The sequence below is a fragment of the Sphingorhabdus sp. SMR4y genome, from assembly GCF_002218195.1.
GTDB lineage: Bacteria > Pseudomonadota > Alphaproteobacteria > Sphingomonadales > Sphingomonadaceae > Parasphingorhabdus.
Genome location: NZ_CP022336.1, coordinates 81,130 through 107,392, shown reverse-complemented (window position 1 = coordinate 107,392; position 26,263 = coordinate 81,130). Strand labels below are relative to the sequence as shown.

Sequence of the window (26,263 nt, the reverse complement as noted above, 5' to 3'; positions counted from 1 at the left end):
GCAAGCTGCTGGGGACTATTGGCAAAAATTTCATTTGCGCGCCTCCGCGATCCCGTCGGCAAGCGCAGCCGCCCATTTGGTGATATCCCCTGCCCCGAGGCAGATGATCATGTCCTGAGGCTGGGCCTCTTCGGCCAAGCGGGCAGCAAGAGCCTTCTCGTCTGCAACGGTTTCCGCGAGACGATGACCGCGGGTTTTCAGGCCGGTGACCAGCGCCTCGCTGTCAACGCCTTCGATGGGATCCTCTCCGGCAACATAGACCGGCGTCACGAAGACCATGTCAGCGTCGTTGAAGGCGCCCTGGAATTCTTCCATATGATCGCGCAGGCGGGTGAAGCGATGCGGCTGGACCACGGCGATGACCCGGCCCTGCGCACCTTCGCGCGCAGCCGACAGCACCGCCTGGATCTCGACCGGATGATGGCCGTAATCGTCGATGATGGTCACGCCGTCGACCTCGCCGACCTTGGTAAAGCGGCGCTTGACGCCACCAAAATGATCGAAGCCGCAAGCAATCTGTTCGTCGCTGAGCCCCATTTCCAGTCCGACCGCCACGGCAGCAATCGCGTTCTGGACATTGTGACGACCCGGCATTGGCAATTCGATACCGGTGATCCGCCTGGTTTCGCCATCGCGGTCGCGGACATCAACGTCGAAGCGATTGCCACCGGCCACTGGCGTGACATTGATTCCCTTGACATCGGCCTGCGCGGAAAAGCCATAGGTGATGATCCGCCGGTCGCGGATGCGCGGCAACAGGGCCTGAACCTCGGGATGGTCGATGCACAGGATCGCCGCGCCGTAAAAGGGGACGTTCTCGACAAATTCGAGGAAACTGTCCTTGATCTTGTCGAAGCTGCCATAATGATCGAGATGTTCGGCATCGATATTGGTAACGACCGCGAGCGTGCCGTCGAGCCGCAGGAAGCTGCCGTCACTTTCGTCGGCTTCGATCACCATCCATTCGCCGGCACCGAGCCGGGCGTTGGAGCCATATTGGTTGATGATGCCGCCGTTGATCACGGTCGGATCAATGCCGCCCGCATCGAGCATGGCCGCAACCATCGAGGTGGTGGTCGTCTTGCCATGAGTGCCGGCAATGGCGATGGTCGATTTCAGCCGCATCAGCTCGGCGAGCATTTCGGCGCGACGCACCAGGGGTATCCGGCTGGCGAGCGCAGCTTCGACTTCCGGATTGCCGCGCTTGACCGCGGTCGAGGTTACCACCACGGCGGTGCCCTCGACATTTTCGGCGCTATGGCCGATTTTCACGTCAATGCCCTTGGCGCGCAGCCCTTCTACAACATAGCTCTCGGCTATATCGCTGCCCTGCACCTGATAGCCGAGATTGTGCATGACCTCGGCTATGCCGGACATGCCGATACCACCGATACCGACGAAATGGATTGTCCCGATATCGGTTCCGACACCCTTCACTGCACAGCATCCTTTGCCAGCGCTTCCTTGCGGGCAGCAAGCCTTTGGGGTGCTTCTTTCTCGGTTTTCATGGTCTTTCCCAGTGGCGACGTGCCGATGCTTTCGACCAGATCAGCCAGATCGCTTACCGCTTCGGGGCGTCCGCAGGATCTTGCACAGCGCGCGGCATTTTCCAGTGCGCCGGTGCTCAAGGCGATTTTCTGGATCTGCTTGACCATCGCGCCGCGCATCTTGTCGAGCGCCGCGGACTGCTGCAGGCGCAGCTTGTTGGTCTTGTCGTCGCTGCCGCTGTCGAAACTCCGGGTCGTGATGGCGGGCTGCCGGATCACACGAGCGCCGCCTGCCGCGACCATTTCCTTGACGTTATAGGTCTGATGATCGTCCATAGCGCTCGGCAGAGGAATCAGGATCGCGGGCCGTCCGGCCGTGGTCAGCTCGGCGATGGTCGAGGCCCCTGCCCGGCCGATAACCAGATGCGCCCAGCCCAGCCGGTCGGGCAGATCGGGCAGATAGGTGGCCAGCTCTGCCGGAATATCATGCTCGGCATATTTTGCCCGCACCCGCTCGATATCATCCTCGCGGCATTGCTGGGTGATCTGCAGACGACGGCGCAGATGCACGGGCAGCATCACCATGGCATCCGGCACCACATCGGAAAGGATGGAGGCACCCTGGCTGCCGCCGGTCACCAATACGCGGAAAATACCGTCTTCGGCCAATATCGGATAAAGCTCGTCGCGCAGTGCCACGACTTCCTCGCGCACCGGATTGCCGACCAGATGGACCTTTTCCTGATATTTCGGCTTGATCCGCAGGACGTCGGGATAGGCGGTGGCAATGGCATTGACCGAACGCGACGCCAGCCGGTTGACCCGGCCGAGAACCGCATTCTGTTCGTGCACGATTGTCGGTATGTCCTTGCTGTTTGCCGCGAGCAGCGCGGGATAGGCCGGATAGCCGCCAAAGCCGACAACCGCCGACGGCTGGAATGTATCATATAGCTGCATCGCCATCCGGCGGCCTTTCAGGATGGCGCGGGTTCCTCCGAGCCAGCTGCGCGGATCTTTGGTGATTCGTCCGGCGGGGAGCACATGGACCTGCGTTTCCTCAACCATGCCGGGTATTTTTTCGCCCCGCTCATCGGTGATCATCGCCACCCGGTGCCCGCGCAAGACCAGTTCCCTGGCCAGCGCATAGGCCGGGATCATGTGACCACCGGTGCCGCCGGCCGCCAGAACATAATGTTTCGAAAAACTCATACCGCTATCCGTCCTTGCTCGGGCCATGCCGAGACATATTGTGAGCGGTCAAGATACGGGTTCCGACGGGTAAATGCGAGCAAAAGTCCAACCCCGATACACAGCGCGATTATCGACGAGCCGCCATAGCTGATGAACGGCAGGGTCATGCCCTTGGACGGGAAGAGTTGCAGATTCACTGCCATGTTGATCAGCGCCTGTCCGCCGAATTGCGCGGTAAGACCGGTGACAGCGAGAATGATGAAATTGTCCTCCTCGTCCAGCAGCCGCAGGAAGACCCGCACGATGATCGCCAGATATACGAGCGCGATCGCCATGCAGGCGAGCAAGCCGAATTCTTCGCCGATGACCGAGAAGATATAGTCGGTATGCGCTTCCGGCAGCTTGAACTTTGCGCTACCCAGCCCGGGTCCGGTGCCGAGCAGGCCGCCGCCGGTAAGGGCCTTGTGCGCGAACATCACCTGGTCAAATTCACCGCCACCGAACAGCCAGGCATTGATCCGCTGGGTTGCGACGGGATAGAAAAAATAGGCGCCGACCAGCCCGCCAATGCCGGCGACACCGATTCCCGCAATCAGGCGGGCGGACAGACCGGAGACGGTCATCACCGCGAACCAGATACCGCAGATCAAGATGGTTTCGCCCAGATTCGGCTGCATCATCATCAGAATGGCAATGATTGCGGTCAAAATGGCCGACAGGGAAATCACCGGCAAAGCCGGATCCTTGATCCGCAGCGACAAAAGCCAGGCCAGCGTCACGGCATATAGCGGCTTGAGAAACTCGCCGGGCTGGATAGTCGCGAAACTGTAGCCAATCCAGCGCTGGGCCCCGTTGACCGATTTGCCGAAGACCGGGACCAGGAACAAGAGAACAAAGGCCGCGAGCGCCGCGAGAATGGCGAAACGGCGGGCCTGTGCCTTTGGCAGCATTGAAACCACCAGCATTATCGGAACGCCGACGACAACCCAGCCCAGTTGCCGGTAAAAATAATAGAGCGGTTCGATCGTCACCGAAGCGGTGCTCTGCTTCAGCGCGGTGACCGGAGAGGCGGCGGCGACCGCAATCAGGCCGATGGCGATCAGGGTCAGGATCAGCCCGAGCAACACCCGGTCCAGCTCCCAGAACCAGATGGCCAGCGGCGACCGGTCGCTGCGTCCGAACCGCGACTGCAGCTGGAAACGCTTTTTCTTCAGCGCGCCGGAAATTTCCGGAAGCGGTTGCGCCGGCCCGGCTTCCTGTTCAGATGCCCCCATCACATTGCCTCCCCGGCAGCAGTTCCGATCAGATTTTTCTCGATCACCGAATTGACGGCGCTGCGGAAGCAATTGCCGCGCGCTTCAAAATCCCGAAACTGGTCAAAGGACGCACAGGCCGGCGACAGCAGCACCACTTCACCGGGCTGCGCATTGGCAGCGGCCCGCTGTACGGCGGTGAGTATCATTTCGCAGGATTCGACCGGCACATGACCGGCCAGCAATTTTCCGAACAATGATCCGGCTTCGCCGATGGTATAGGCCCGGACGACATTTTTATAAAAAGGTTCGCATTCGGTCAGCTGATCGCTTTTCGGCAAGCCACCAAGAATCCAGTGGATTTTCGGATAAGCGCCGAGCGCCGGACCAGTGGAAGCGGGATTGGTCGCCTTGCTGTCATTGACGAACAGAACGCCATTGGCTTCGGCGATCCGCTCCATACGGTGCGGCAGACCGGCGAAGGCAGCCAGCGCCGGACGCCATTGCTCTTCGGACAGGCCGAGAGCCTCGACCGTGGCGATCGCCGCTATCGCATTCTGGAGATTATGCGGGCCTTGCAGCGATGGCCAGTCCGCCTGCCCGGGAATCTCGACGCCGCTGGTATCAAAGATATTCTTCACCCGGCCAAGGTCACGCAGACCGTGCAAAGCCATACGGGTCTTCTCGTCACCGCTGGCAAAAATCGCCGCGTGATCAGTCCCCAGCATGTCGAACAGCCGCGCCTTCGAGGCGGCATAGGCATCAAACCCGTCATAGCGATCGAGATGGTCCGGGCTGATATTGAGCAGCAGCGCAACATCGCAGTCGAGACTGTTGGTGAGGTCAATCTGGTAGCTGGAAAGCTCCAGCACATAGACGCCGCCCTCGGGCAACGGCTCCTGTGACAGGATCGGTGCGCCGATATTGCCGCCCATCACGGACTCTATTCCGGCATATTGCAATATATGATGGACCAGAGCGGTTGTCGTTGACTTGCCGTTGGTGCCGGTAATGCCGACCACGCGATGCGCGGGCAGCGCTGACCGGGCCTGCGCGAACAGTTCGATATCACCGATGATGGGAACGCCATCGGCGTTTGCCTTTTGCGTGATCGGATGGCTGTTGAGCGGGACGCCGGGCGACACGACAATTGCTTCATAACCGGTCAGATCGGTTTCGAGCGGATCGGCAATAAGCGCCTTGTCGGCGACACTGTTGCGCAAGTCCTCCCGATTGTCCCAGGCGAGCAGTTCGGCACCGCTCGCGTGCAGGCTTTCCAGTACCGCCATGCCGGACCGGGCCAGTCCGAGGATGGCATAGCGCTTACCGGCAAAGACGGGAGAGACAATCATCTGAGTTTCAACGTCGCCAATCCGGCCAGCGCGAGCACCAGACTGATGATCCAGAAGCGGATCACGATGGTGGATTCGGACCAGCCCAGCTGTTCGAAATGATGATGAATCGGCGCCATGCGAAACACGCGGCGGCCGGTGCGCTTGAAGAAGAAGACCTGAACGATCACTGACACCGCTTCGAGCACAAACAGTCCGCCGACCAGCGCCAGAACGATTTCATGATGGATGGAAACGGCTATCGCTCCGAGCGCCCCGCCGAGGGCCAGGCTGCCGGTATCGCCCATAAAAACGGCTGCCGGCGGCGCGTTGAACCACAGGAACGCGAGACAGGCGCCGATCACACAGGCACAGAAAATTGCCAGTTCGCCGGCCCCCCGGACAAAGGGAATGCCGAGATATTCCGAAAATACGGCATTGCCGGACAGATAGACAAGCACCAGAAAAGTGGCGCTGGCGATTACCACCGGCATTGTCGCAAGACCATCGAGCCCGTCGGTCAGGTTGACCGCATTGCCGGCACCGACAATCACAAACATCGCGAAGGGAATATAGAAATAGCCGAGGTCAATCTGCACATCGTTGAAGAAGGGAACGTAAAGACTGGTGCCGATTTGCTGCACGATGATCCAGGTGGCAAAACCGGCGACCGCAAATTCCAGCAGCAGCCGGACCCGGCCCGGAACACCCTTGTGACTGGCTTTGCGGACCTTGTCATAATCATCCATGAAGCCGATGGCGCCAAAGCCGAGGGTCACGAAAATACAGGCCCAGACGAACATGTTGCTGAGATCCATCCACAGCAGCAACGACGTCACCACCGATATCAGGATCATCAGACCACCCATGGTCGGCGTCCCGGCCTTCTTGAGATGGGTAATCGGTCCATCTTCGCGGATCGGCTGGCCCTTGCCCTGCCGCATGCGCAGCATGTTGATAAACTTGGGGCCGATCAGCAGGCCGATGAACAGCGATGTCGACACGGCCGCGCCCGAGCGAAAGCTCAGATAGCGAAAGACGTTGAAAATACCTTCGAATTCAAGCCATTGGGCCAGCAAATAAAACATCAATACTCCCCGCTTGCCAGCGCGGAAACCGCGGAGGAAAGCCCCAGATAATTTGAACCCTTGACCAGAAGGATATCCCCGTCGCTGAGCAATTTTGCGACCTCGGCCAGCGCGTCCGAAGCACTTGCCGCATGTGACATTTTCACGCCCCGATCAAGGCCCTGTTCGAGTTTCGCGGCAGTATGTGCCATATCCTCGCCAACCAAGATGATGGCCTGGGCGCCGGACCGCAGAATATCGTCTGCCAAGGCCGCGTGATAATGCGCCGATTGCGCGCCCAGCTCGCCCATCGCGCCCAATATGGCGATCTTTTGTCCGGTGCAGGGCTCAGTTGCAAAATGTTGTAACGTCGCTTTCATCGATGCCGGATTGGCATTGTAGCTTTCGTCGATGAGGGTTGCCGTGCCACCGGATTTCAGCGAGACAACATGGCGACGGCCCCGCCCGTCGATCCCGCTCATTTCCGCGAGCGCCAGCCCGGCCGTCGCGAGATCACCGCCGACCGCGCGTACGGCCGCCAATATGGCCAGCGAATTGGACACCCAGTGCCGCCCCGCCTCCGCGATCGTGAAGCAGAGGCTCTGGTCGCCGAGTTTCGCCGTAACCAGCGACCCGCCTCGCGGCGCCGCAACAATATCTATCGCGCGGACGTCGGCTCCGGCATCAAAGCCGAAGGAGATCACATGCTCGGCGTGGCGCTCCGCCTTTTTCCGCAGTCGTTCGCAATGGGGGCTGTCATGCGGGATGATGGCGGTGCCACCGGGCATCAGGCCCTCGAATATCTCGGCCTTGGCGTCGACGATACCGAGCTCGCCGTTGGAAAAATTGCCGATATGGGCCGGTGCGATCGCGGTGATGATCGCAGCATGCGGTCGCACCAGACGGGTCAGCGCCGACAGTTCGTGCGCGTGATTCATCCCCATTTCAAAGATGCCAAATCTTGTGTCTTCCGGCATGCGCGAGAGGCTGAGCGGGACACCGACATGATTATTGTAGCTTTTGACCGAGCGGTGCGCCCTGCCGAAGGAACAGCGGTCGAGCGCAGCATATAATGCTTCCTTCGTACCGGTCTTGCCGACCGAGCCGGTCACACCGATGATTTTCGCCTCGGTACGGGAGCGCGATGCTCTGGCCAGCGCATCGAGCGCCCTGGCGGTGTCAGATACCAGAATATGGGGCCCGTCGACCGGCTGGCTGACGATGGCGCCGGCAGCGCCGGAGGCAAAGGCCTGTTCCACGTACAGATGACCGTCGCTCTGCTCGCCCTTGAGCGCGACGAACAGATCGCCCGGACCGATTTCACGCGAGTCAAAAGCGACGCCGTTCGCGGAAAAATCGCCGCTCGACTGACCGGCTGTCGCTTCCGCTATCGCGGCGGATGTCCACAATATGCTCATAATGGCTGCGCTCCGGCGCATTCTCTCGCCACTTCGACATCGTCGAAGGGAATCACCCGGTCGCCAATAATCTGGCCCTGTTCGTGGCCTTTGCCGGCAAGCAGAATGATGTCTTGCGGACCGGCCCGCCCGATCGCTCTGGCGATTGCGGCGCGGCGGTCCGCCACTTCCTCGGCGCCAGTGGCTCCGGCCATGATCTCGGCGCGAATAGTGGCCGGGTCTTCGCTGCGCGGATTGTCGTCGGTAACGATCACATGATCGGACTGTTCAACGGCGATAGCCCCCATTTCCGGACGCTTGCCCTTGTCGCGGTCGCCGCCTGCGCCGAAAATAGTGATCAGCTTGCCGCCGACATGCGGTCGCAACGCAGCGATTGCCGCGCGCAGGGCATCCGGCGTATGCGCATAGTCGACATAGACCGGCGCGCCCGCCCGTGTAATCACTGCCCGTTCCATCCGGCCGCGGACCGGCTGAACCCGCTGCATGTGGTCAAAGATATTCTGCAACTGCCCGCCGGTTGCCAGCACGATAGCGGCTGCGCAAAGAATATTGGCGGCCTGATAGGCGCCGATCAGCGGCAGTGAAATGCGATGGGTATTGCCCTCCGCCTTGACCATCAACACCTGCCCCAGATGGGTCGGCGTCTGGGACACCAGCCGCAACGTCTCGCCCTGCTCGCCAACGGTAAGCAGTTCAAGTCCACGATCCTTTGCCCGCTGGATCGCCTTGCCCGACCAGGGATCGTCATCGGCCCAGATAACGGCGGTACCGTTGTCCGCCACGACTTCGTCAAACAGCCGCATCTTGGCTTCAAAATAGCTGTCCATGTCGCCATGATAGTCGAGATGGTCGCGGCTCAGATTGGTGAAGGCCGCAACGGTGACCGGCAGACCTTCCGTGCGATATTGTGACAGGCCGTGGCTCGACGCTTCAAAAATCGCATGACCGACCCCTTCCCGCGCCAGACCGGACATGTTGGAGAGAAAGGTGACGATATCCGGCGTGGTCAATCCGGTCTTCACCTGTTCATCGGCAGTGGTGACACCGAGCGTTCCGATCGAGGCGCTGTTGCAGCCATCCATCCGCCATAGCTGGCGGGTCAGTTCCGCCGTCGACGTCTTGCCATTGGTTCCGGTGACCGCCGCGACATGGGCCGGTGTCGGCGTGAAGTAACGCGCCGCCATCCGGGCGAACAATCGCCGCGGCTCTTCATCGGAAATATGGACAGCACCCTCGACCCGGGCAGCGGGTCGCGCGACCACGGCAATGGCACCGGCGGCAATCGCCGCTTCGATATAATCTTCTCCGTTGAACCGGGCACCCCGGAACGCGCCGAATATATTGCCGGGTGCAATTTTGCGATGGTCGATGGCAAAGCCGGTGACCGCCTGTTCGCCGTCCTCGCCCGCCACTTCCGGTACCAGATTATTCAGTCGCATCATTTGACTCATTGGCTGTGATTTTGGGCTTCCAGAGAAGCGGCGTCAATTCGGAAACATCGACGTCGCGATGGTCATCGGGAATGACACCGAGCATCGGTCCGACCCGCGACACGACTTTTTGCACCACGGGTGCCGCTGTCCAGCCGGCGGTGCGCTGGAAGGATGTCTCGGCCGTTCCCTTGGGCTCGTCGAGCATGGCGATGACGACGTAGCGCGGATTGTCCATCGGGAAGGCCGCGGCAAAGGTCGAAACCAGCGACGTCTTGTTATAGCCGCCTCCCGAAGGCTTTTCCGCCGATCCGGTTTTGCCGCCGATCCGGTACCCCGGCGCGTCGGCCTTGCGGCCAGTGCCGTCCGAAACAATCATCCGCAGCAACTGGCGCATGCGGGCGCTGGTCGCTGCCTTGAAGACCCGCCGCCCCTTGGCTTCCTTGCCCGGCTCCACTTTCAGCAAGGTCGCCGGGCGCCAGATACCGCCATTGACCATTGCCGCATAAGCGCTGGCGAGATGCAGCGGAGTCACGGCGATTCCGTGACCGTAAGCCACTGTCATATTGGTCACCCTGCCCCAGTTGCGTGGCCAAAGCGGATGACCGCGTTCGAACAGTTCGATATGCGGCCGTTCGTCGAAACCAAGCCGGCGGAACATGTTCTCCATGGCTTCCTGTCCCAGATTGTCGGCAATCCGGGCGGTAACGATATTGGAACTGTGCACCAGCGTTTCCGGCACGTTCAGATAGCGGTTCTGACTGTGATCGTCCTTGATCGTGAAGCCGCCGACCTTGATCGGTTCCATCGCATTGTAGCGCACCGCCAGATCCGTCACCGTGCCGGCGTCGAGTGCGGCGGCGATGGTCAGAGGCTTGAAGGTCGATCCGAGTTCGAACACACTCTGGGTCACCTCATTGTTCTGGTGTTTCATCGATGCCCTGCGGATCTTGTTCGGATCGAACAGCGGCAAGGAAGCCAGCGCCATGACTTCCCCGGTCTGGACATCGAGAATGATCCCTGCCGCGCCCCGCGCTTCTGTTATCCGCATCGCGTCCTGAAGCTCGCTCTCCAGAGCCGCTTGCGCCCGGCTGTCGATTGACAGAATCGACGGCGTGCCGCGCAGCTTCTCGTCTACAAGCCGGTCATTGAGCGCCCTTTCCATGCCCATAACGCCTTTGCCGTCAGCGTCGACATATCCCAGCACATGGGCGGCGAGGGCGCGCTGGGGATAGAGGCGTTCGTCCTCGCGGGGAAATTCGATCCCGATTTCACCCAGCGCATGGATCTGCTTGACCTGTTCCGGCAACGCCCTGCGGCGGAGATAGGTTGGATGGGGGCTGTTGAGCTTTTCCAGAAAATAGGCCGCACTGGTGTCGGGGAATATAGCCGAGAGCTGCCGCGCCAGAACATCCTTGTCGCCCAGCACCCGCGCCGGAACAACCCGGACGGCATAGCCCAGGATCGTACGAGCCATCGGCACCCCATTGCGGTCGACGATATCACCACGCGGCGGAATGAACGCACTGCTCGAGGGGCGATAGGGCGCCGCATCTTCCAATATCGTAAGGCTGATCAGTCGTCCGATTACGATCGTAAAGGCCGCCAGAAACACCAGCAGCAATATCATCAGACGGAAATGGGCGTTCGCGGTTATTTCTTTCGCTTTTCCCGAAAACTGCACCTTCTTGCTGTTGGCGAGAAGTGTGGTCATTCGGCCATGCTTTCGATCTTCTCGGCAAGCGCCTTGCGCCCGAGATCGCGGACCAGCCCGTCATCAAGCAGCTTCTCTTCGATTTGCGCCAGACGGGTGGTACGCGCCTGCGCCGCACCCAACGGCTTGCCCGAGCCGGAACCCGTGACGGCCCGCGCGATATTTGACTGGCTGCCAATAGCGCTGCCATCGGCGTTGCGGTCTTGCGCCTTGGCGGTGCCGAACACCGAACCGATAATGCCGGCCGGCCTGACCCCTTCCATCGAACTGATCACGGCAACCTGCACGGGCTTGCGCAGATCCTTGCCGCCGAGATTGGCCAGCGCTCTTTCGCCATCAAGATATTGCGACGCCTGCGGCGAAGCATAGCCGAACTCGAGCTTGTTCCAGTCTTCCAGCTGGCGCAGGTTGGCGCGCGCGCTATATTCCGTTTCCAGATAGCGGATATCTTTCTTGATCTCGACGATCTTGCGGTCGGTGCGCGCAAGGTCGCTGCGCAGCGTCGCCACGCTGAGCGAGAGCGGATAAAGCATGATCGCCACCAGAAAAACCAGCGCGAGCCATCCCATGCCTTCGAGACGCTTGATCGCCAGCTTCATTGCCCACCCCCGACGCTGACCGGCGCGTCTGTGCGCACCGCTGATCTGAGGGTGGCGGAGCGGGCCCGGGGATTAAGAGCCTGCTCCGCCCCGGCCGGACGCACCGCTTTGGCTGGTTTATGAAAGGTGGGTGCCGGCCGTGTCTCGTTAACCTGGGGGAGATGACGGGAGCCGGAGGACTTCTGCCCGCTGCGGTCCCGCAGAAAATTTTTGACGATACGATCCTCGAGGCTGTGGAAAGTCACCACGGCCAGCCTGCCACCAGGCTGCAACAGCCTTTCGGCTGCGGCCAGACCGTCTTCCAGTTCGCCCAATTCGCGATTGATGTGGATGCGGATCGCCTGGAATGTCCGGGTTGCCGGATCTTTCTTGTCACCGGCGCGATAGCCCAGAGCCTTGCGAACGACCTTCGCCAGTTCGGAAGTACGCGTAAGCGGTCGCGCTTCGACGATCGCCTTGGCGATCCGCCGCGACCGACGCTCTTCACCGTAGCGATAAATGACATCGGCGATCATTTCTTCGTCGGCTTCGTTGAGAAAATCTGCCGCGCTTTCGCCGTCCCGCGCCATACGCATGTCGAGCGGGCCGTCTTTCTGAAAGGAAAAGCCGCGTTCGGCCTGGTCCAGCTGCATGGAGGAAACGCCGATATCGAGCGTGACACCGTCGACCTCGTTTTCGACCAGTATCTCGGCCATTTCGGAATAGCGGGCGTGGTGGAGGGTCAACTGGCCCTTGGCATCATCGACCATCTGCTGACCGGTGGCAATCGCGTCGGGATCCTGATCAAAAGCGTGCACATGCGCGCCTGCCTGCAACATCGCGGTGCTATAACCGCCAGCGCCGAAGGTGCCATCGACATGGGTCTCGCCGGGAATGATGGCGAGCGCATTGATCACTTCATCGATCAGGACGGGAACATGGCGGGCGGATGCAGCGGTGGTCATTTCTGCTTCCCTCCACCCTTCTCGCCAGCCTCTTTCAGATGATATTCGACCAGACGGCGATCGACCGGCACATCATCGGTAGTGTCGAGCAAGGTCTGCGGGTTCCACAGACAGAAGGTCGTACCGATCCCGTGGAACAGAACATTATCTTCCAGATTGCCAATGTCGCGCAGTTGCGCCGGCAGAATGAAGCGACCACTGGCATCAAAACTCAGATCCTGCAGGGAAGAGAATTTCCGGGCACCGGCAGCGTCCTTGTCAAAGCTCTCGCCCCGCGCGATCGCCGCTTCCCACTGCTTGTCAATTTCAGCAAGCATATCGGCTTTGCGGCTGAGGCCGAAGCCGACGAGGCAATCCCATTTCTCATGCGTGCCGAGACACAGGGTCCGGCCATCGCTGCTTTCCACCAGATTTTTACGCAGAAATGCGGGGACCGAAAGACGACCCTTGTCGTCTATCGCCGATATTGCAGAGCCTGAATATGCATATGCAACTGACACCGTGGAAATCCCTCATCCGAACCGGGGCCAAAGCTCTTCCCGCTCCAGAAGTGCGTTTTCCAGCGCCTTTCCGAAAGTTAGAATCCGGACAGGAAGAATACCCCGATAACAAATAATTGCTAACAGGGGTGAGCGTGGGATAAAAGGGTTTTTTACGGGATATTATGGGAATGACTTACTAAGTCATTGTTTTTAATTAATTTTAAATTACACCGATCTGACCGCCGATCTGGGCAGGTGCGCCCGCTCTTCGATATTGCTCGACATGTGATTATTTCCGGCGGTCATCAGTTTCGCGAGAGTGTCGCACCAGTGAATCGACGAAACGCACCGCGCCGCTTGTCTGCGGTGACTTTCGGGCTGCTTCCGGCCAGAGCGTCGCATGGAGAAAATCGGCATCCGCCACGATGGCGGCCCGTCCCTGCCCGACCGAACATTGCACGACAAAAGCGACATCGCTCCACTCGCAATCTGCGTCCGAGGCCTTGCCGGCCTTTACCGGCTCGATCTTTCCCACCCTGCGGCTGGCAAATACATGATCGCCAAAGCGGAGATGCTCGAGCTCGGTGCTGTCCGCGTCAGCAGCGACAAGTTCCAGGCCCCAGTGATCGAGCAGCGGCGAGAGAAGGCCGCTGGCCAGCGGGCGCCGAGGATCACCGAGTGGCAAGCGGGACGGCCAGACCAGTTCGGGGTCGGTCAATATGATGACGGCACCCCCCGCCCGCACCCAGCCATCGAGATCGGTCAGATCGGCAGGATCCATGGCCCGCGGTTGGGCGAGTATGACAATATCCGGGTCTTCTGCAGCCAGATTTTCCAGACTGTCTACCGCCGTCATCTCATATTGCTGCTGCCAGTAGCGATAGATCGGCGCCGGTTCGGAATCGCCGGAAAGGATCGATTCCATAGAAGCACCATCGCCCCAGACCAGCGGCAGACTTGTCATGAGCTGGATACGGGCTCTGGGTTGCTGCGGGTCCGGCGGAGGTTCGCCAGCGCTGCATTGCGCGAGAAACAGAAAAGCCAGCAAGGCCGACGGAACCGTCTGCCAGAAACGCGTCAACTAGCGCCGCTCCCGATCCATCGGCGCATCCAGATTTGGATCGGGCTGCAAGTCCGGGACTGTCTGCCCCGGCAGATTTGCTGCCGGATTCTGTGCTTCGGCCTTGCCGGTACCTTGCGCCGGCGCCGGTGTAATGCCCAGCTCGGCAAGCGGTTCGGCCGGCTTTTCCTCCGGAACATTGATGATCGGAGGTGCGACACCGGTGGCCTCCGCCTGCATTTCCTCAATTCCCGTCTGCTCGTCACTGGCCCGCTGGATGATAAAATTGGCCACGCTGACCAGCAGCAGCACTGCCGCCAGTCCGACGACCCCGACCTGGATTCGCTGCATCGTGTCCTGACGGCCGGAATTTGGCGGCTTCTTATCCATCATTGTCGAGCCAGGGGAATACCGGCAACCCCTTTTCCTTCAGCCATGCCGCGTTGTAGAGCGAGGACAGGTAACGGAAACCGGTATCGCACAGGATCGTCGCAACCCGGCTGCCTGGCCCCAGCTCCTTGCCCAGCGCGATCGCGCCGGCGACATTGATGCCCGAGGACAGGCCCAGGCACAGACCCTCGTCCATCAGCAGCCGTTCGACCCAGGCGAGCCCTTCCTCGTCGGAAATGCGATATTGCCTGTCCACCGGCGCATCTTCGAGATTGCCGGTAATCCGGCCCTGCCCTATGCCTTCGGCAACACTGCTGCCGTCGGACTTGAGCTCGCCATGGGCGTAATATTCATAGAGCGCTGCGCCGTGCGGATCGGACAATGCGATGGTCACATTCTCGTCCTTCGCCTTCAGCCCCATGCCGACGCCAGCCAGCGTGCCTCCGGTTCCGACCGCACAGGCAAAGCCATCGATCTTGCCGTCCATCTGGTCCCAGATTTCCTCGGCCGTCGTTTCGATATGCGCACGACGGTTCGCGACATTGTCGAACTGGTTGGCCCAGACCGCACCTTCGGTTTCTTCTGCCAGACGGCGAGAGGTGTGGACAAAATGGCCAGGGTTTGAATAAGGCGCGGCCGGCACGGTGATCAGCTCGGCGCCGAGCGCGCGCAGCGTATCCATTTTCTCCTTGCTCTGGGTCTCCGGCATGACGATCGTCGACTTGTAGCCCTTGGCATTGGCAACCAGCGCGATCCCGATGCCGGTATTGCCCGCCGTGCCTTCGACAATCCGTCCCCCCGGTTTCAGCAGTCCGCGCTCTTCGGCATCCTGAACGATGAACAATGCGGCTCGGTCTTTCACCGACGCACCGGGATTGGCAAATTCGCATTTGCCGTAAATATCGCAGCCGGCTTCTTCGCTGGGGCCGGACAGGCGCACGAGCGGCGTATTGCCGATCAGTTCGAGTGTGTTTGGAATGATGGTCATGGACGATACATAGTGCGCGGGATTTCGCGCCGCAAGCTTGAAGCCTTTTCAGGGGCAATAGCATGGCTTTAGCCGGACGCTTTGAGCGCCGGCCCGCCAAAATTGTGCGTGCGCAGCGCGAGAACATCATGCTAGGCCGCTGGCAACTGAAGACAAAACAGGAAAAAGAGGATCATGGTCGAGAAAAAATATGAATGTTTCGATGTCGAAATCGACAATGGCATCGCCCATATCCGGATGAACCGTCCGGAAAAGCTCAACAGCATGAACCGTGCATTCTGGAACGATCTGCCGGAAATCGTCGAAGATATTGATATTAACGCCCGCGCCCGGGTCATCGTCATCAGTTCCACCGGCAAGCATTTTTCCGCCGGCATGGATCTCTCTGTTTTCGCGCCGCAACCGGACGAAAAGATCGATGGCGCGGACAAACATGTCGTCGCGGAAATGTTCCGTTCCAATGTCAAACGGATACAGCATAGCTTCAATGCGCTGGAAGAAGCCCGCATTCCCGTCCTGTTCGCGCTGCACGGCGGCGTTATCGGCGGCGCGATCGACATGATCAGCGCCGGTGATATCCGCTGGTGCACCAAAGATGCAATTTTCTGCATCCAGGAAACCAATATCGGCATGACCGCCGATGTCGGCACCTTCCCGCGCCTGCAGCGCTATATCCCCGAAGGCTGGGTCAAGGAAATGGCCTATACCGGTCGCCGGATCGACGCCGCCAAGGCGAAGGAAATCGGGCTGGTCAACGATATATTCGAGACGCAGGAAGAATGCCTGGCCCATGTCATGGCAACCGCGAAGGAAATTGCATCCAAATCGCCGCTAGCAGTCACCGGCTGCAAGGTGCTGATCAACTATGGCCGCGATCATAATACGGCGGACACGCTCGACTATATCGGCGTCTGGAATGCCGGCATGTTCCCGCCGTCGCATATCCAGGAAGCGGTCGCCGCGATGGGCGAGAATCGCGAACCGGATTTCCCCGATCTCCTGCCGCTCAGAACCACAGCATTATAGGATCGCGCGCGATCCTGTGAGCTTTCGTGCGATCGGTCAGAAACGGCTGGCCGGTTTCTGACTGACCCGCTGCAAGCCCGTAGCTGAGGGAGCCAGGTGTCAGGCGCCCAGGTCATATTTCTCCGGCACCAGCTTCGCCAATATTCTGTCACAGCCCGCGTTGTTACGCTGGAAACAGTCATGCGCCTTCATCGCCTCGAAATGGGCAACCAGCGATGGCCAGCGGGATTTGTCCGGCAGCCCGGCCAGCATCTCGGTCTGGGCGATCTGCGCGGCGACAGAAATGTCGGCGATGGTGATGCTATCGCCAATGAAATGGGAGCGGCCATCGAGATAGTGTTCGAGATAGTCCCAGAGCGGCGGCAGCTTCTCGTTCCAGGTTTTGCGCGCCGTTTCGATATCCGGCTGCTTGCGCTGGAACAGATTGAAGATGATCGGCCGGAACACGCCCATGCCGCCAGCCATGGCCAGCCCGGTATCGGCATATTCCTCCAGCCACAGCGCCCGGCCATGGTCGAACGCATCGGCGGGATAGACCGACGGTTCCGGCTGCCGCTTTTCCAGATAGCCACAGATTGCCGAACTGTCGGTGATCGTACCCGCAGCGCCATCTTCGGCAATGTCGCGGTCGCGGAGCGAGGGAATGCGGCCAAGCGGGCTGATCGCCTTGTACCAGTCGGGCATGCCCATGACATTGACGTCCTCGCAATCATAGTCGAGCCCCTTGAGCGCCATCACCGCCTCGACCTTGCGCTGGAAGGGAGACAGAGGCGAGCCGTAGAGGACGAGAGATGCGGTCATGGGTAAGATTCTCCTGATTTTATATTTGAAAGTTCTTTGGCGGATCGTTCGAAGATTGAAAACCCCCGCCCTGCTCCTCCTCCCTCACGGGAGAAGTCAATTGGCGGCGCACTTCATTATTGTTTCAGGAATATTCAATCCTCACCACGTCCGCCGCCTGCTTCGCCAGCTTCCGCGCCGCGTCCGTATCCGCACCCGTCGCCAGCGCCACCGCCATCCGCCGGTATGGCCGCGTCACCGGCTTGCCGAATATGCGTACGTCCGTTTCTGCGCCTTCGCCGCCCAGCGCCAGCGCGTCCGCCACGCCGGCAAATTCAAACTGGTCGCTGTCCCGGTCCGCCAGGATCACCGCGCTGGCGCTGGCTGGTGCGGTCAGCGCGATATGCGGGACCGGAAGCCCCATGATCGCGCGGGCGTGCAGGTCGAATTCGCTGAGATTCTGGCCGATCGAGGTGACCATGCCGGTATCGTGGGGCCGCGGGCTGAGTTCGGAAAAGATCACTTCGCCCTGTCTGGTGACAAAAAATTCGACCCCGAACAGGCCCCAGCCCTTGCCGCCGCCACCCAGATTTTCGACGACCTTGCGCGCCATGTCCTGGGCCGAGGCGAGCGCCGCGTCGGTCATTGCCGCCGGTTGCCAGCTTTCCTGATAATCGCCGCGCTCCTGCCGATGGCCGATTGGCGGACAGAAGAGGATGCCATCTTTCGTTCGCACGGTCAGCAGCGTGATCTCGTAATCGAAGTCGATGAACTGCTCGACAATCACCCGCGCCCGGTCGCCGCGCATATTGGCGACGGCATAGTCCCATGCCTCTTCCAGCTGGTCGGCGCTGTCGACCTTGCTCTGCCCCTTGCCGGACGAGGACATCACCGGCTTGATCACCAGCGGCAGGCCGATATCGTCGGCAGCGCTGGCGACTTCCGCGAAACTTTCGGCATAATGATATTTCGAGGTGGTCAGGCCCAGCTCTTGCGCGGCAACATCACGGATCGCGTCACGATTCATCGTCAATTGTGTGGCGCGGGCTGAGGGCACGACATGATAGCCGTCCGCTTCGACTTCGGCCAAAATCTCCGTCCGGATCGCCTCGACTTCTGGAACAATCAGATCGGGATGGTGTTTTTCGACCGCAGCGCGCAGTTTTTCGCCGTCAAGCATGGAGAAGATTTCGCGACCGTCGGCAACCTGCATGGCAGGCGCATCGTCATAGGCATCACAGGCAATCACACGGGCGCCGAGCCGCTTCGCCGAGATGGTGAATTCGCGGCCCAGTTCGCCGGAGCCTAGGAGAAGGATTTTCTTGGTGTGAGTCATGGGGAGGCCATAGCCAAAACCAGCGACCTCGTCATCCTGAACTTGTTACAGGATGACGAAAGTGATCTATCCGCCCTCGCCGGCCATCATTGCTTCCATCCGGCGGCCCATTTCCTCTTCCGACACATCCTCGACATGGGTCGACAGGGTCCATTCATGCCCGAACGGATCCTTCAGCCAGCCGGACCGGTCACCGTAAAACTGGTCTTCCACCGGACGGACGACTTCGGCACCCGCCGCCACCGCCTTGGCGAAAGCCGCATCAACATCGGGGACGTAGATCATCAGGCTGGCGGTCGCCCCGCCCCGCTTGTTCGGGCCCAGCCTGTCCATCTCGGGAAATTCGTCCGACAGCATTACATGACTGTCGCCGATCAGCAGATCGGCATGGCCGATCTTGTCGCCCATCGGCAGACGCATTTGCTCGCTCGCGTCAAAGGCCTTTGAATAAAATTGGATTGCAGCCACGGCATCGTCCACGGTGATATAGGGTGTAACGCTGTGATAACCCTCTTCTTTCCATGCCGTCATCATCACTCTCCGCTCTGGTTGCACGCTGTTTATAGCAAATTTCGCTCGCCTTGCCGACTCCGTGAAAATAAGGTTTGATATATTATATCATATCACCTACCTAACGGCCAACCCCAACCCCCATCATAGATGAGATGAATGTGTCACACAGAAAATTCCTGATTTCCGCCGCCATTCTGGCCCTGCCCGCAACGCCCGCATTTGCCCAGCAGGACACGGGTGCTGAGCAGCGCACCAGAGGCCTCTCCGACGATTTTCATGATGACGACATGATCATCGTCACCGCGCCCTATGTTGACCAGCTCGACCTGCTGGCCGAAACATCGGCTTTGTCGGGTGATGAACTGGCGGAAGATCTGCGCGGCCAGATCGGTGACAGCCTGACCAGCCTGCCCGGCGTGTCCTCAACATCCTTCTCCCCCGGATCATCACGCCCGGTGCTGCGCGGCTTTCAGGGGCCACGGGTTCGGGTATTGACCGACGGTATCGGTTCGCTCGATGCATCCAACACGTCTGTCGATCACGCGGTGACCATCGATCCCCTGACCGCCCAGCGGGTGGAGATATTGCGCGGCCCGGCCGTGCTGTTATTCGGCGGTGATGCCATTGGCGGTGCGGTCAACGTCATCGACAAGCGCATTCCCCGCGACATCCCGGACGATGCCGTACATCTTGACGCGATTGGCGGCTATGGCAGCGCCGCCGATGACTGGAGCATCGCCGGATCGGTCGATGTGCCGCTGACCCCAAAATTGGTGATCCATGCCGACGGCAGCTATCGCGATACCGCTGATGTCCGGGTGCCGGGCTATGTTCTGTCACCGGCCTTGCGGGCTGACGTGCTGGCGGATGCAGCAGAAGAAGCCGAGGAAGGCCATCTTGACGAGGCCGCAGAGCTGATCGAGGCGGCCGACCAGTCCGGCCGCGTCCTCAATACCGCCAGCCGCACCCAGACGGCAGGCGCCGGCATTGCCTATATCGACGACGGAGGCAATCTGGGCTTTTCGGTCAGCTATTATGACACTGATTACGGTGTTCCGGGGCGGCCCGGCGCTGGCCATGCGCACGGCGAGGAAGAGGATGACGAGGATCACGATGATCACGAAGATGAAGAGGGCCATGAGGAAGAAGGCCCGGTCACCATCGGTCTAGAACAAATCCGTGTCGATCTGCGCGGAGGCGTCAATATCGGCGGCTTTTTCGAAGCCCTGAATTTCCGGGCAGGCTATTCGGACTATGAACATACCGAATTTGAGGGCGATGAAATCGGCACGGTCTTTTCTGTTTCCGGTATCGAGGCCCGCGCCGAGCTGGTGCAGGCCGACCATGACGGCTGGCGTGGCGTGATCGGATCGCAAATATTGGTCCGCGATTTCGACGCCATCGGCGCCGAAGCCTTTGTCCCGAAAAACAGCATCGAAAGCTGGGCCTTTTTCACCGTGCAGGAGGCCGACCTCGGCGATATCGAGCTGGAAGGCGCGTTGCGCTTCGACCAGACCACGGTGACCGCCAACAGCGTCAACTTCAACCGCAGTTTCAACACCGTCTCCGGGGCCGTGGGCCTGGCCTATGCGCCGGACGACGCGGCGTTCAAGATTGGCGCCAATATCTCCCGGTCCGAAAGAGCGCCGTCAGCAGAAGAGCTGCTTTCCAACGGACCGCATATCGCCACGCAGGCCTTTGAAATCGGCAACCCCGATTTCACCACGGAAAAAAGCTGGGGCGGCGAGCTTTACGCCCGCTGGGACAGCGATGATGTCCAGCTCAGCGCCACCGTCTACACCAATTTCTTCAAGGACTATATTTTTGAAGCGGAAACCGCGGCTGAAGAAGACGGCCTCCCCGTGTTTCAATATCTCCAGCGCGACGCGACCTATTATGGTTTCGAGGCTTCGGCTTCGGCTGTGGTCGCCCATGCCGGCGGTTTCGATCTGATCGTCGACGGCGTGGCCGATTATGTCCGCGCCAAGATCGACGATGGCGGTGGCGCTGTGCCACGGATTCCGCCATTGCGCCTGCTCGGCGGGATCAAGGCACATAGCGACTCTTTCGACCTGCGGACCGAGATTGAATGGTCAAACAGCCAGAAAAAGGTCGCCGAATTCGAGACGCCGACCGACGGATTCACCATGGTCAACGCCTCGGTAGCCTGGCGTCCGTTCGGCAAGGATGGCGGCGTGACATTGCTGGCATCGGCCAATAACATCTTCGACGTCACCGCTCGTCGTCATGCCTCGTTCACTAAAGACTATGTACCTCTGTCCGGTCGTGATATTCGCGTCAGTGCAAAGTTCAGTTTTTAGGATGTTCTAACATGCAGAAAATTACCGCAGCAATCTTGATTTCTACAATGGTTCTCCTGAGCGCCTGTGCCACCGTCAAGGGTGTCGGCAGGGATATCGAGTCGGTTGGCGAAGCCGGCCAGGATGCGATTGACTAAGAGAGCTTTTACCGTGCTCCGCACCTGATGCAGAGTCCTGCCGATGACGAGTGACTGTTGTCCGGGGCTCCGCAGCAGGTGCGGTGCACATCACCGCGCTAGGACGAGACGATTTCGCGCTTCTTCCGCTCGGTGACCCACATGATCAGCAGCGAGACCTCGTAAAGCAGGATCAGCGGAATACCGAGCATCAGCTGCGAGACCACGTCGGGCGGCGTCAGGATTGCCGCCAGCGCAAAGGCCCCGACAATCATATAGCGCCTGACGCCCTTCAACTGCTGCCGGCTGACAATGCCCGCCCGGTTGAGCAGCAACAGCAGCACCGGCAACTGGAAACAGACGCCAAAGGCGAGAATGAACTGCATTACCAGCGACAGATAATCGCCCATCGCCGGCAGGGCTTCCTGCTGGAGGCCGCCGACCGAGCCTTCGAAGCCCAGAAAGAACCGGAAAGCCGTCGGCATGACGATGAAATAGGCCAGCGATGCGCCCGCCGTGAACAATAGGGGCGTGGCCACAAGGAAGGGCAGAAACGCCTTTTTCTCATTGGCATAGAGGCCCGGTGCCACAAACGCCCAGAGCTGGTTGGATATGATCGGAAAAGCGAGGAAAAAGGCCGCAAACATCGCAACCTTGATCTCGACGAAAAACGCTTCGTAGAGCTTGGTGTAGATGATCTTGCCTTCGCCGGCCGGGAAAGCATCGGTCAGCGGTTGCACCAAAATCCCGAAAATCTCGTCGGCGAAAAACATGCTGACCAGAAAGGCCAGAACCAGCGCTGCCACCGACCAGAGCAGGCGCTGACGCAACTCGATCAGATGCTCGATCAGCGGCGCCTTGCTGTCGTCGAGATCGGGTTGGCTCTGGTCGTTCATGGCTTGGCATCGCCAGCGGGCGGATGAGCAGGTCGTTCAGTTGTCGTATCAGATGGAGCGGACTGGTCTACCGGCGGCCCGTCCAGCGGTTCCATCTTCGGTTCTTCGGCCGCGCTTTCATCGGGCAGCTGCGGATGCTCGCGCATGATCCGCTCGTTCTCGGACGCCCATTTCTTTTCCATTTCCTGCAACTCGGCTTCGCGGACCATGGCGTCGAGACCGGTCCGGAAATTGGCCATTATACCTCGCCCCTTGGCCATCCACTTGCCCGCCGTGGCCAACGCGCGCGGCAGTTCCTTGGGCCCGATAACGACAACAGCAATGATCGCGATGATCGCGATCTCGGATATGGAAAGGTCAAACATATATTATGCGGCCCTCAATCCTGAGGCCGGCAATTCAACCAGCCGTCTTGTCAGCGGTCTTGCTGCTCTCGGCCGAAGGTTCGCCGCTCTTGTTGTCGATTTTGGGGGCGGGATTAGCGGCATTGGCCTCTTCCTCGGTAATGCCCTTTTTGAACGAACGGATGCCTTTACCGACATCACCCATCATCTCGGAAATCCGGCCCCGGCCGAACAATATCAGAACCAGCGCCGCTACAATTAAAATCTGCCAAACACTCGGTTGCATGCGATTTTCTCCTTATGCGCCCTATTTAGGCCCTTTCGGTTTCGTTTTCCAGCAAAACACCGTCCTGATCTGCAATATCTCGCACAGCGGATTGTTCTTCGGCATCGTTCGCCTCGGCCTCGGCTTCCGCCTCCAGTTCCATCTGTTCCAGCGCCATATCGACGGGATCCAGCAAACCCGCGGCCTTCAGATCATCCAGTCCGGGCAGGTCCCGGCGGCTTTGCAAGCCGAAATGGGTCAGAAACTCGGCCGTCGTCGCATAGATCAGCGGCCGGCCTGGCACCTCGCGGCGCCCCGCAGGGCGGACCCAGCCCGCCTCCATCAACACATCCAGCGTTCCCTTGGCGACCTGCACGCCCCTGATGGATTCGATCTCGGCCCGGCTGACCGGTTCGTGATAGGCGATAATGGCCAACGTTTCCATCCCGGCCCGGCTCAACTTGCGCAGCTCGGCGCGCTCGCGACGCAATAGATGCGACAGATCGGCAGCGGTCTGGAAATGCCAGCGGTCGCCGGTCTTGACGAGGATGATGCCCCGATCATGAAAATCTTCCTGCAAGTCAGCGAGTATTTGCCGAACATCCAGCTCATCGCCCACATAAGCCCGGATATCGGCGATCGTCATCGGCTTTTCAGCAGCAAAAAGCGTCGCCTCGACCGCGCGTTTGCCGATATCCGGCGCGTCCGGCATCGCTTCGATCAGGCTGGTATCTTCGCGGTCAATCTCACCCATGGGTCGTCGCCTTTATCCTGAGTGGTGAAAAACTCTCTTTCTGCTGCAATTCCAGCTTTCCCTGGCGGGCAAGCTCCAATGTCGCGAGGAAGCTCGATGCGAGCGCCGATTTGCGCAGCTCGGGTGGTGCGCCAGGCGGCAGGAAATGCCGGATATCCATCCAGTCGATCGCTTCGCCCAGCATCATCGAGACGCGCGCGAGCGCATCCTCCAGCGTCATCACCATGCGCTGCTTTACAACATGGATCGCAGGTGCGCCGCGAACCTTCACCCGCGAATAAGCCGCGATAAGGTCATAATATTCCGCCTGCCATTGCCGCTCTTTCACCACCCGCAGCCCTTCCGGTGCGCCGCGCATGAACACGTCGCGGCCAATACGGTCGCGGGCCAGCAGCCGGGCACCCGATTCCCGCATCGCGTTCAGCCGCTCCAGCCGCATTTGCAGGCGCAAGGCCAGCTCTTCAGGCGACGGATCGATCTCCGGGTCCTTGGGCAGCAGCAGACCTGATTTCAGATAGGTCAGCCAGGCTGCCATCACCAGATAATCGGCGGCCAGTTCCAGCCGCAACGTCTGCGCACTGGCAATATATTTGAGATATTCCTGAACCAGCTCGAGAATCGATATCTCGCGCAGGTCAACCTTCTGATTGCGGGCCAGCGCGAGTAGCAGATCGAGCGGCCCTTCCCAGCCGTCGATGTTAAGTGTCAGCGCGCTGTCGTCGGAAGCCGCGGGATCAGCGGGAAAGAAAAAGCCTTCATTCTCTTCCTCTTCGCTCATGCAACCGCCGCCATCAGCCCGTCACGCCTGGCGAGCAGGCTTGTCAGCTCATCCTCGGCCTCTGCGATTGTCACGCCCGCAATGGTCGCCATGGCATCGTCCAGCCGCTGCCGGGTCTTGTCCGACATGGTCGAAAGGCGCTCGGCAATGCCGGTCATATCGTCCATCTTCGCCCAGCAATTGAGCGCAATATCGCAGCCGGCGGCCTGCGCTCGCTCGGCCCGCTCCGGAACCGTACCGGACAGGGCTTCCATATCCAGATCATCGGTGAACAGCAGGCCGTCAAAGCCGATCCGGTCACGGATGATGTCCTGCACCACCGTTTTCGACAATGTCGAGGGCGTATCGGCGTCCCAGGCGGTGAACAGCAAATGGCCGGTCATGCCCATCGGGGCCTTGTTCAGCGTCTGGAACGGGGCAAGGTCGAGCGCCAGCTCGTCGTCACTGGCGGTAACCGTCGGCAGGGCCTTGTGCGTATCGACGCTGGTCCGGCCATGGCCCGGCAGATGCTTGACCACCCCGACCACGCCGCCGCGCTGCAGGCCATCGAGGATAGCCCGACCGAGAGCCGCCACGCGCAATGGCTCGCTGCCCAGCGCGCGGTCGCCGATGACATTGTCAGCGTCCGGCTGGCGCACATCGAGCAACGGATGGCAATCGACGGTAATCCCCACCTCGTTCAGCGTGACGGCAATCGCCTGCGCATTGAGCCGCGCGGCCTCGATCGCGGTTGCAGGCGCGATATCATAAAGCTTGTCGAAAATTTCTCCGGCCGGGAATTTTGGCCAGAGCGGGGCTTGCATCCGCGCCACCCGACCGCCTTCCTGATCGATCAGGATCGCCAGGTCATCACGGCCATGGATTGCGCGCAATTCGTCGGTCAGCGCCCGCAACTGTGCCTTGCTCTCGATATTGCGTCCGAAAATGATATAGCCCGCAGGGTCGCTGTCGCGAAAAAACGCCTTTTCCTCTGCCGTGAGGTTCAGGCCGGCAATCCCGAATACGGCCGGTGTCATAGCCATGATGATATTTTCTCACGCAACATGTCTTATACTCGCGCTGTTTTGCAGCCGGGTAAAGGCGAAAGCGCCGTTATCCACAGCGCTTCAACCATCTATTGCTCCAGAATCAGCGAACGACCAGACAGCTTTCACCGGCGGCCTTGAGGCCATTGCAGATTTCCTGCGCCGCTTCACGGCTCGGCGCGACCGCGTTCAGACGGTAAATCGTACCGCCGTCGAGCTTGCCCGGGATGATCTTTTTCGGCAGTGAACCGATAGATTCAAAGCGGCGGGCATAGCCCGACCAGCTTCTGTCGGCGAGACCGGCCGAACTGAAGGCTCCAAGCTGGATCAGAGCGCTTGCCGCAGCATCGGCCGCCGGTTCGGCATCGGATTTGCGGATCGGCGCCTCGTTGGCCACCGGACTTCCCAGTTGCGCAGGGGTTTCCTGGCCTTCGCTGGCGGCAAAGCTGGCATCGCCCTCGCCTTCGAATTGCTTTGCCTGCGGATCGTCAGGGCGAACCTTGAAATCGCCTTCCTGCGCGGCAATCAGTTCGCCACTGCCGTCCAGCCCGCCGCCGTCGCGGTTTTGCAACCAGTAGATGCCGCCGACAATGGCCGCCAGCAACAGCAGGCCGACACCGACAAAAATCGCCACCCGGACCGGGGAATATTCGCCGTCGTCATCATAATCTTCGGCCGACTCCAGCCAGGGCAGACGATCGTCGTCATCCAGATCAAGATTGTCGCGGGTGGTATCTGACATGTTATGCTCCGTT

General features: G+C 60.1%; 28 protein-coding genes. 4 read left to right on the top strand and 24 right to left on the bottom strand.

Features of this window, described 5'->3' with window-relative positions:
* Window positions 1–30: 30 nt before the first annotated feature.
* The 14 genes from murC to SPHFLASMR4Y_RS00370 all read right to left on the bottom strand — a co-directional run bounded on the left by murC (window position 31) and on the right by SPHFLASMR4Y_RS00370 (window position 15,354).
* The gene (murC, locus tag SPHFLASMR4Y_RS00435) at window positions 31–1,437 is read right to left on the bottom strand and encodes a UDP-N-acetylmuramate--L-alanine ligase (RefSeq protein ID WP_089131796.1); all 1,407 of its coding nucleotides are present in this window, start codon (window positions 1,435–1,437) and stop codon (window positions 31–33) included.
* A complete protein-coding gene (murG, locus tag SPHFLASMR4Y_RS00430) occupies window positions 1,434–2,696 on the bottom strand; it encodes an undecaprenyldiphospho-muramoylpentapeptide beta-N-acetylglucosaminyltransferase (protein ID WP_089131795.1) in 1,263 nt (420 codons plus the stop codon). The genes murC and murG overlap by 4 nt, the downstream gene beginning before the upstream one ends.
* Window positions 2,693–3,952 (bottom strand): FtsW/RodA/SpoVE family cell cycle protein, encoded by a 1,260-nt coding sequence (locus SPHFLASMR4Y_RS00425; protein ID WP_089131794.1) that lies wholly within the window; start codon window positions 3,950–3,952, stop codon window positions 2,693–2,695. The genes murG and SPHFLASMR4Y_RS00425 overlap by 4 nt, the downstream gene beginning before the upstream one ends.
* Window positions 3,952–5,283, bottom strand: coding sequence for a UDP-N-acetylmuramoyl-L-alanine--D-glutamate ligase (gene murD / locus SPHFLASMR4Y_RS00420; protein ID WP_089131793.1), 1,332 nt, complete (start codon window positions 5,281–5,283; stop codon window positions 3,952–3,954). The genes SPHFLASMR4Y_RS00425 and murD overlap by 1 nt, the downstream gene beginning before the upstream one ends.
* On the bottom strand, window positions 5,280–6,350 hold the full coding sequence (gene mraY / locus SPHFLASMR4Y_RS00415) for a phospho-N-acetylmuramoyl-pentapeptide-transferase (protein ID WP_089131792.1): 1,071 nt from the start codon (window positions 6,348–6,350) through the stop codon (window positions 5,280–5,282). Before mraY ends, murD begins: the two co-directional genes overlap by 4 nt.
* A complete protein-coding gene (murF, locus tag SPHFLASMR4Y_RS00410; protein WP_089131791.1) occupies window positions 6,350–7,747 on the bottom strand; it encodes a UDP-N-acetylmuramoyl-tripeptide--D-alanyl-D-alanine ligase in 1,398 nt (465 codons plus the stop codon). The genes mraY and murF overlap by 1 nt, the downstream gene beginning before the upstream one ends.
* Window positions 7,744–9,186, bottom strand: coding sequence for a UDP-N-acetylmuramoyl-L-alanyl-D-glutamate--2,6-diaminopimelate ligase (locus tag SPHFLASMR4Y_RS00405; protein ID WP_089134588.1), 1,443 nt, complete (start codon window positions 9,184–9,186; stop codon window positions 7,744–7,746). Before SPHFLASMR4Y_RS00405 ends, murF begins: the two co-directional genes overlap by 4 nt.
* Window positions 9,173–10,891: a peptidoglycan D,D-transpeptidase FtsI family protein gene (locus tag SPHFLASMR4Y_RS00400; protein ID WP_089131790.1), complete on the bottom strand. Its 1,719-nt coding sequence runs from the start codon at window positions 10,889–10,891 to the stop codon at window positions 9,173–9,175. Before SPHFLASMR4Y_RS00400 ends, SPHFLASMR4Y_RS00405 begins: the two co-directional genes overlap by 14 nt.
* Window positions 10,888–11,490, bottom strand: a complete 603-nt coding sequence (locus tag SPHFLASMR4Y_RS00395) for a hypothetical protein (RefSeq protein ID WP_089131789.1) — start codon at window positions 11,488–11,490, stop codon at window positions 10,888–10,890. Before SPHFLASMR4Y_RS00395 ends, SPHFLASMR4Y_RS00400 begins: the two co-directional genes overlap by 4 nt.
* Window positions 11,487–12,434: a 16S rRNA (cytosine(1402)-N(4))-methyltransferase RsmH gene (gene rsmH, locus SPHFLASMR4Y_RS00390; RefSeq protein WP_089131788.1), complete on the bottom strand. Its 948-nt coding sequence runs from the start codon at window positions 12,432–12,434 to the stop codon at window positions 11,487–11,489. The genes SPHFLASMR4Y_RS00395 and rsmH overlap by 4 nt, the downstream gene beginning before the upstream one ends.
* On the bottom strand, window positions 12,431–12,934 hold the full coding sequence (locus tag SPHFLASMR4Y_RS00385; RefSeq protein ID WP_089131787.1) for a division/cell wall cluster transcriptional repressor MraZ: 504 nt from the start codon (window positions 12,932–12,934) through the stop codon (window positions 12,431–12,433). The genes rsmH and SPHFLASMR4Y_RS00385 overlap by 4 nt, the downstream gene beginning before the upstream one ends.
* A 271-nt stretch (window positions 12,935–13,205) precedes the next feature.
* Window positions 13,206–13,997, bottom strand: coding sequence for a hypothetical protein (locus SPHFLASMR4Y_RS00380; RefSeq protein ID WP_089131786.1), 792 nt, complete (start codon window positions 13,995–13,997; stop codon window positions 13,206–13,208).
* Window positions 13,998–14,369, bottom strand: a complete 372-nt coding sequence (locus SPHFLASMR4Y_RS00375) for a hypothetical protein (RefSeq protein WP_260807026.1) — start codon at window positions 14,367–14,369, stop codon at window positions 13,998–14,000. It abuts the gene before it with no gap.
* On the bottom strand, window positions 14,359–15,354 hold the full coding sequence (locus SPHFLASMR4Y_RS00370) for a cysteine synthase A (RefSeq protein ID WP_089131784.1): 996 nt from the start codon (window positions 15,352–15,354) through the stop codon (window positions 14,359–14,361). The genes SPHFLASMR4Y_RS00375 and SPHFLASMR4Y_RS00370 overlap by 11 nt, the downstream gene beginning before the upstream one ends.
* A gap of 62 nt (window positions 15,355–15,416) precedes the next feature.
* On the opposite strand from SPHFLASMR4Y_RS00370, the gene SPHFLASMR4Y_RS17270 reads away from it, so the two are divergent.
* Both SPHFLASMR4Y_RS17270 and SPHFLASMR4Y_RS00365 read left to right on the top strand, forming a co-directional pair.
* The gene (locus SPHFLASMR4Y_RS17270) at window positions 15,417–15,548 is read left to right on the top strand and encodes a hypothetical protein (RefSeq protein ID WP_260807025.1); all 132 of its coding nucleotides are present in this window, start codon (window positions 15,417–15,419) and stop codon (window positions 15,546–15,548) included.
* Window positions 15,529–16,380 carry a crotonase/enoyl-CoA hydratase family protein gene (locus SPHFLASMR4Y_RS00365; protein WP_089131783.1) on the top strand — a complete coding sequence of 284 codons (852 nt, stop codon included), beginning with the start codon at window positions 15,529–15,531 and terminating at the stop codon, window positions 16,378–16,380. The genes SPHFLASMR4Y_RS17270 and SPHFLASMR4Y_RS00365 overlap by 20 nt, the downstream gene beginning before the upstream one ends.
* A 99-nt stretch (window positions 16,381–16,479) precedes the next feature.
* On the opposite strand, the gene SPHFLASMR4Y_RS00360 is transcribed toward SPHFLASMR4Y_RS00365, so the two are convergent.
* The 3 genes from SPHFLASMR4Y_RS00360 to SPHFLASMR4Y_RS00350 all read right to left on the bottom strand — a co-directional run bounded on the left by SPHFLASMR4Y_RS00360 (window position 16,480) and on the right by SPHFLASMR4Y_RS00350 (window position 19,030).
* Window positions 16,480–17,181: a glutathione S-transferase family protein gene (locus SPHFLASMR4Y_RS00360; RefSeq protein ID WP_089131782.1), complete on the bottom strand. Its 702-nt coding sequence runs from the start codon at window positions 17,179–17,181 to the stop codon at window positions 16,480–16,482.
* A 124-nt stretch (window positions 17,182–17,305) separates the two neighbouring features.
* Window positions 17,306–18,496, bottom strand: coding sequence for a formate-dependent phosphoribosylglycinamide formyltransferase (purT, locus tag SPHFLASMR4Y_RS00355; RefSeq protein ID WP_089131781.1), 1,191 nt, complete (start codon window positions 18,494–18,496; stop codon window positions 17,306–17,308).
* A gap of 66 nt (window positions 18,497–18,562) precedes the next feature.
* Window positions 18,563–19,030: a VOC family protein gene (locus SPHFLASMR4Y_RS00350; RefSeq protein WP_260807024.1), complete on the bottom strand. Its 468-nt coding sequence runs from the start codon at window positions 19,028–19,030 to the stop codon at window positions 18,563–18,565.
* A gap of 131 nt (window positions 19,031–19,161) precedes the next feature.
* On the opposite strand from SPHFLASMR4Y_RS00350, the gene SPHFLASMR4Y_RS00345 reads away from it, so the two are divergent.
* Complete coding sequence (locus SPHFLASMR4Y_RS00345) at window positions 19,162–21,330, top strand: TonB-dependent receptor (RefSeq protein ID WP_089131780.1); 2,169 nt, start codon at window positions 19,162–19,164, stop codon at window positions 21,328–21,330.
* Between the two features lie 47 nt (window positions 21,331–21,377).
* Window positions 21,378–21,467 (top strand): entericidin A/B family lipoprotein, encoded by a 90-nt coding sequence (locus SPHFLASMR4Y_RS00340; RefSeq protein WP_394700063.1) that lies wholly within the window; start codon window positions 21,378–21,380, stop codon window positions 21,465–21,467.
* A 98-nt stretch (window positions 21,468–21,565) separates the two neighbouring features.
* Here SPHFLASMR4Y_RS00340 and tatC read toward each other — a convergent pair whose 3' ends face one another.
* The 7 genes from tatC to SPHFLASMR4Y_RS00305 form a co-directional block, all read right to left on the bottom strand.
* The gene (tatC, locus tag SPHFLASMR4Y_RS00335) at window positions 21,566–22,342 is read right to left on the bottom strand and encodes a twin-arginine translocase subunit TatC (protein ID WP_089131778.1); all 777 of its coding nucleotides are present in this window, start codon (window positions 22,340–22,342) and stop codon (window positions 21,566–21,568) included.
* Window positions 22,339–22,707 (bottom strand): Sec-independent protein translocase protein TatB, encoded by a 369-nt coding sequence (gene tatB / locus SPHFLASMR4Y_RS00330; RefSeq protein WP_089131777.1) that lies wholly within the window; start codon window positions 22,705–22,707, stop codon window positions 22,339–22,341. The genes tatC and tatB overlap by 4 nt, the downstream gene beginning before the upstream one ends.
* A 34-nt stretch (window positions 22,708–22,741) precedes the next feature.
* Window positions 22,742–22,972, bottom strand: coding sequence for a twin-arginine translocase TatA/TatE family subunit (locus SPHFLASMR4Y_RS00325; protein ID WP_089131776.1), 231 nt, complete (start codon window positions 22,970–22,972; stop codon window positions 22,742–22,744).
* Window positions 22,973–22,997: 25 nt separating this feature from the next.
* Window positions 22,998–23,663: an SMC-Scp complex subunit ScpB gene (gene scpB, locus SPHFLASMR4Y_RS00320; RefSeq protein ID WP_089134586.1), complete on the bottom strand. Its 666-nt coding sequence runs from the start codon at window positions 23,661–23,663 to the stop codon at window positions 22,998–23,000.
* A 34-nt stretch (window positions 23,664–23,697) separates the two neighbouring features.
* On the bottom strand, window positions 23,698–24,483 hold the full coding sequence (locus tag SPHFLASMR4Y_RS00315) for a segregation and condensation protein A (RefSeq protein WP_089131775.1): 786 nt from the start codon (window positions 24,481–24,483) through the stop codon (window positions 23,698–23,700).
* On the bottom strand, window positions 24,480–25,499 hold the full coding sequence (nagZ, locus tag SPHFLASMR4Y_RS00310) for a beta-N-acetylhexosaminidase (RefSeq protein WP_089131774.1): 1,020 nt from the start codon (window positions 25,497–25,499) through the stop codon (window positions 24,480–24,482). The genes SPHFLASMR4Y_RS00315 and nagZ overlap by 4 nt, the downstream gene beginning before the upstream one ends.
* Window positions 25,500–25,611: 112 nt before the next feature.
* On the bottom strand, window positions 25,612–26,250 hold the full coding sequence (locus tag SPHFLASMR4Y_RS00305) for an SPOR domain-containing protein (protein WP_089131773.1): 639 nt from the start codon (window positions 26,248–26,250) through the stop codon (window positions 25,612–25,614).
* Window positions 26,251–26,263 lie beyond the last annotated feature (13 nt).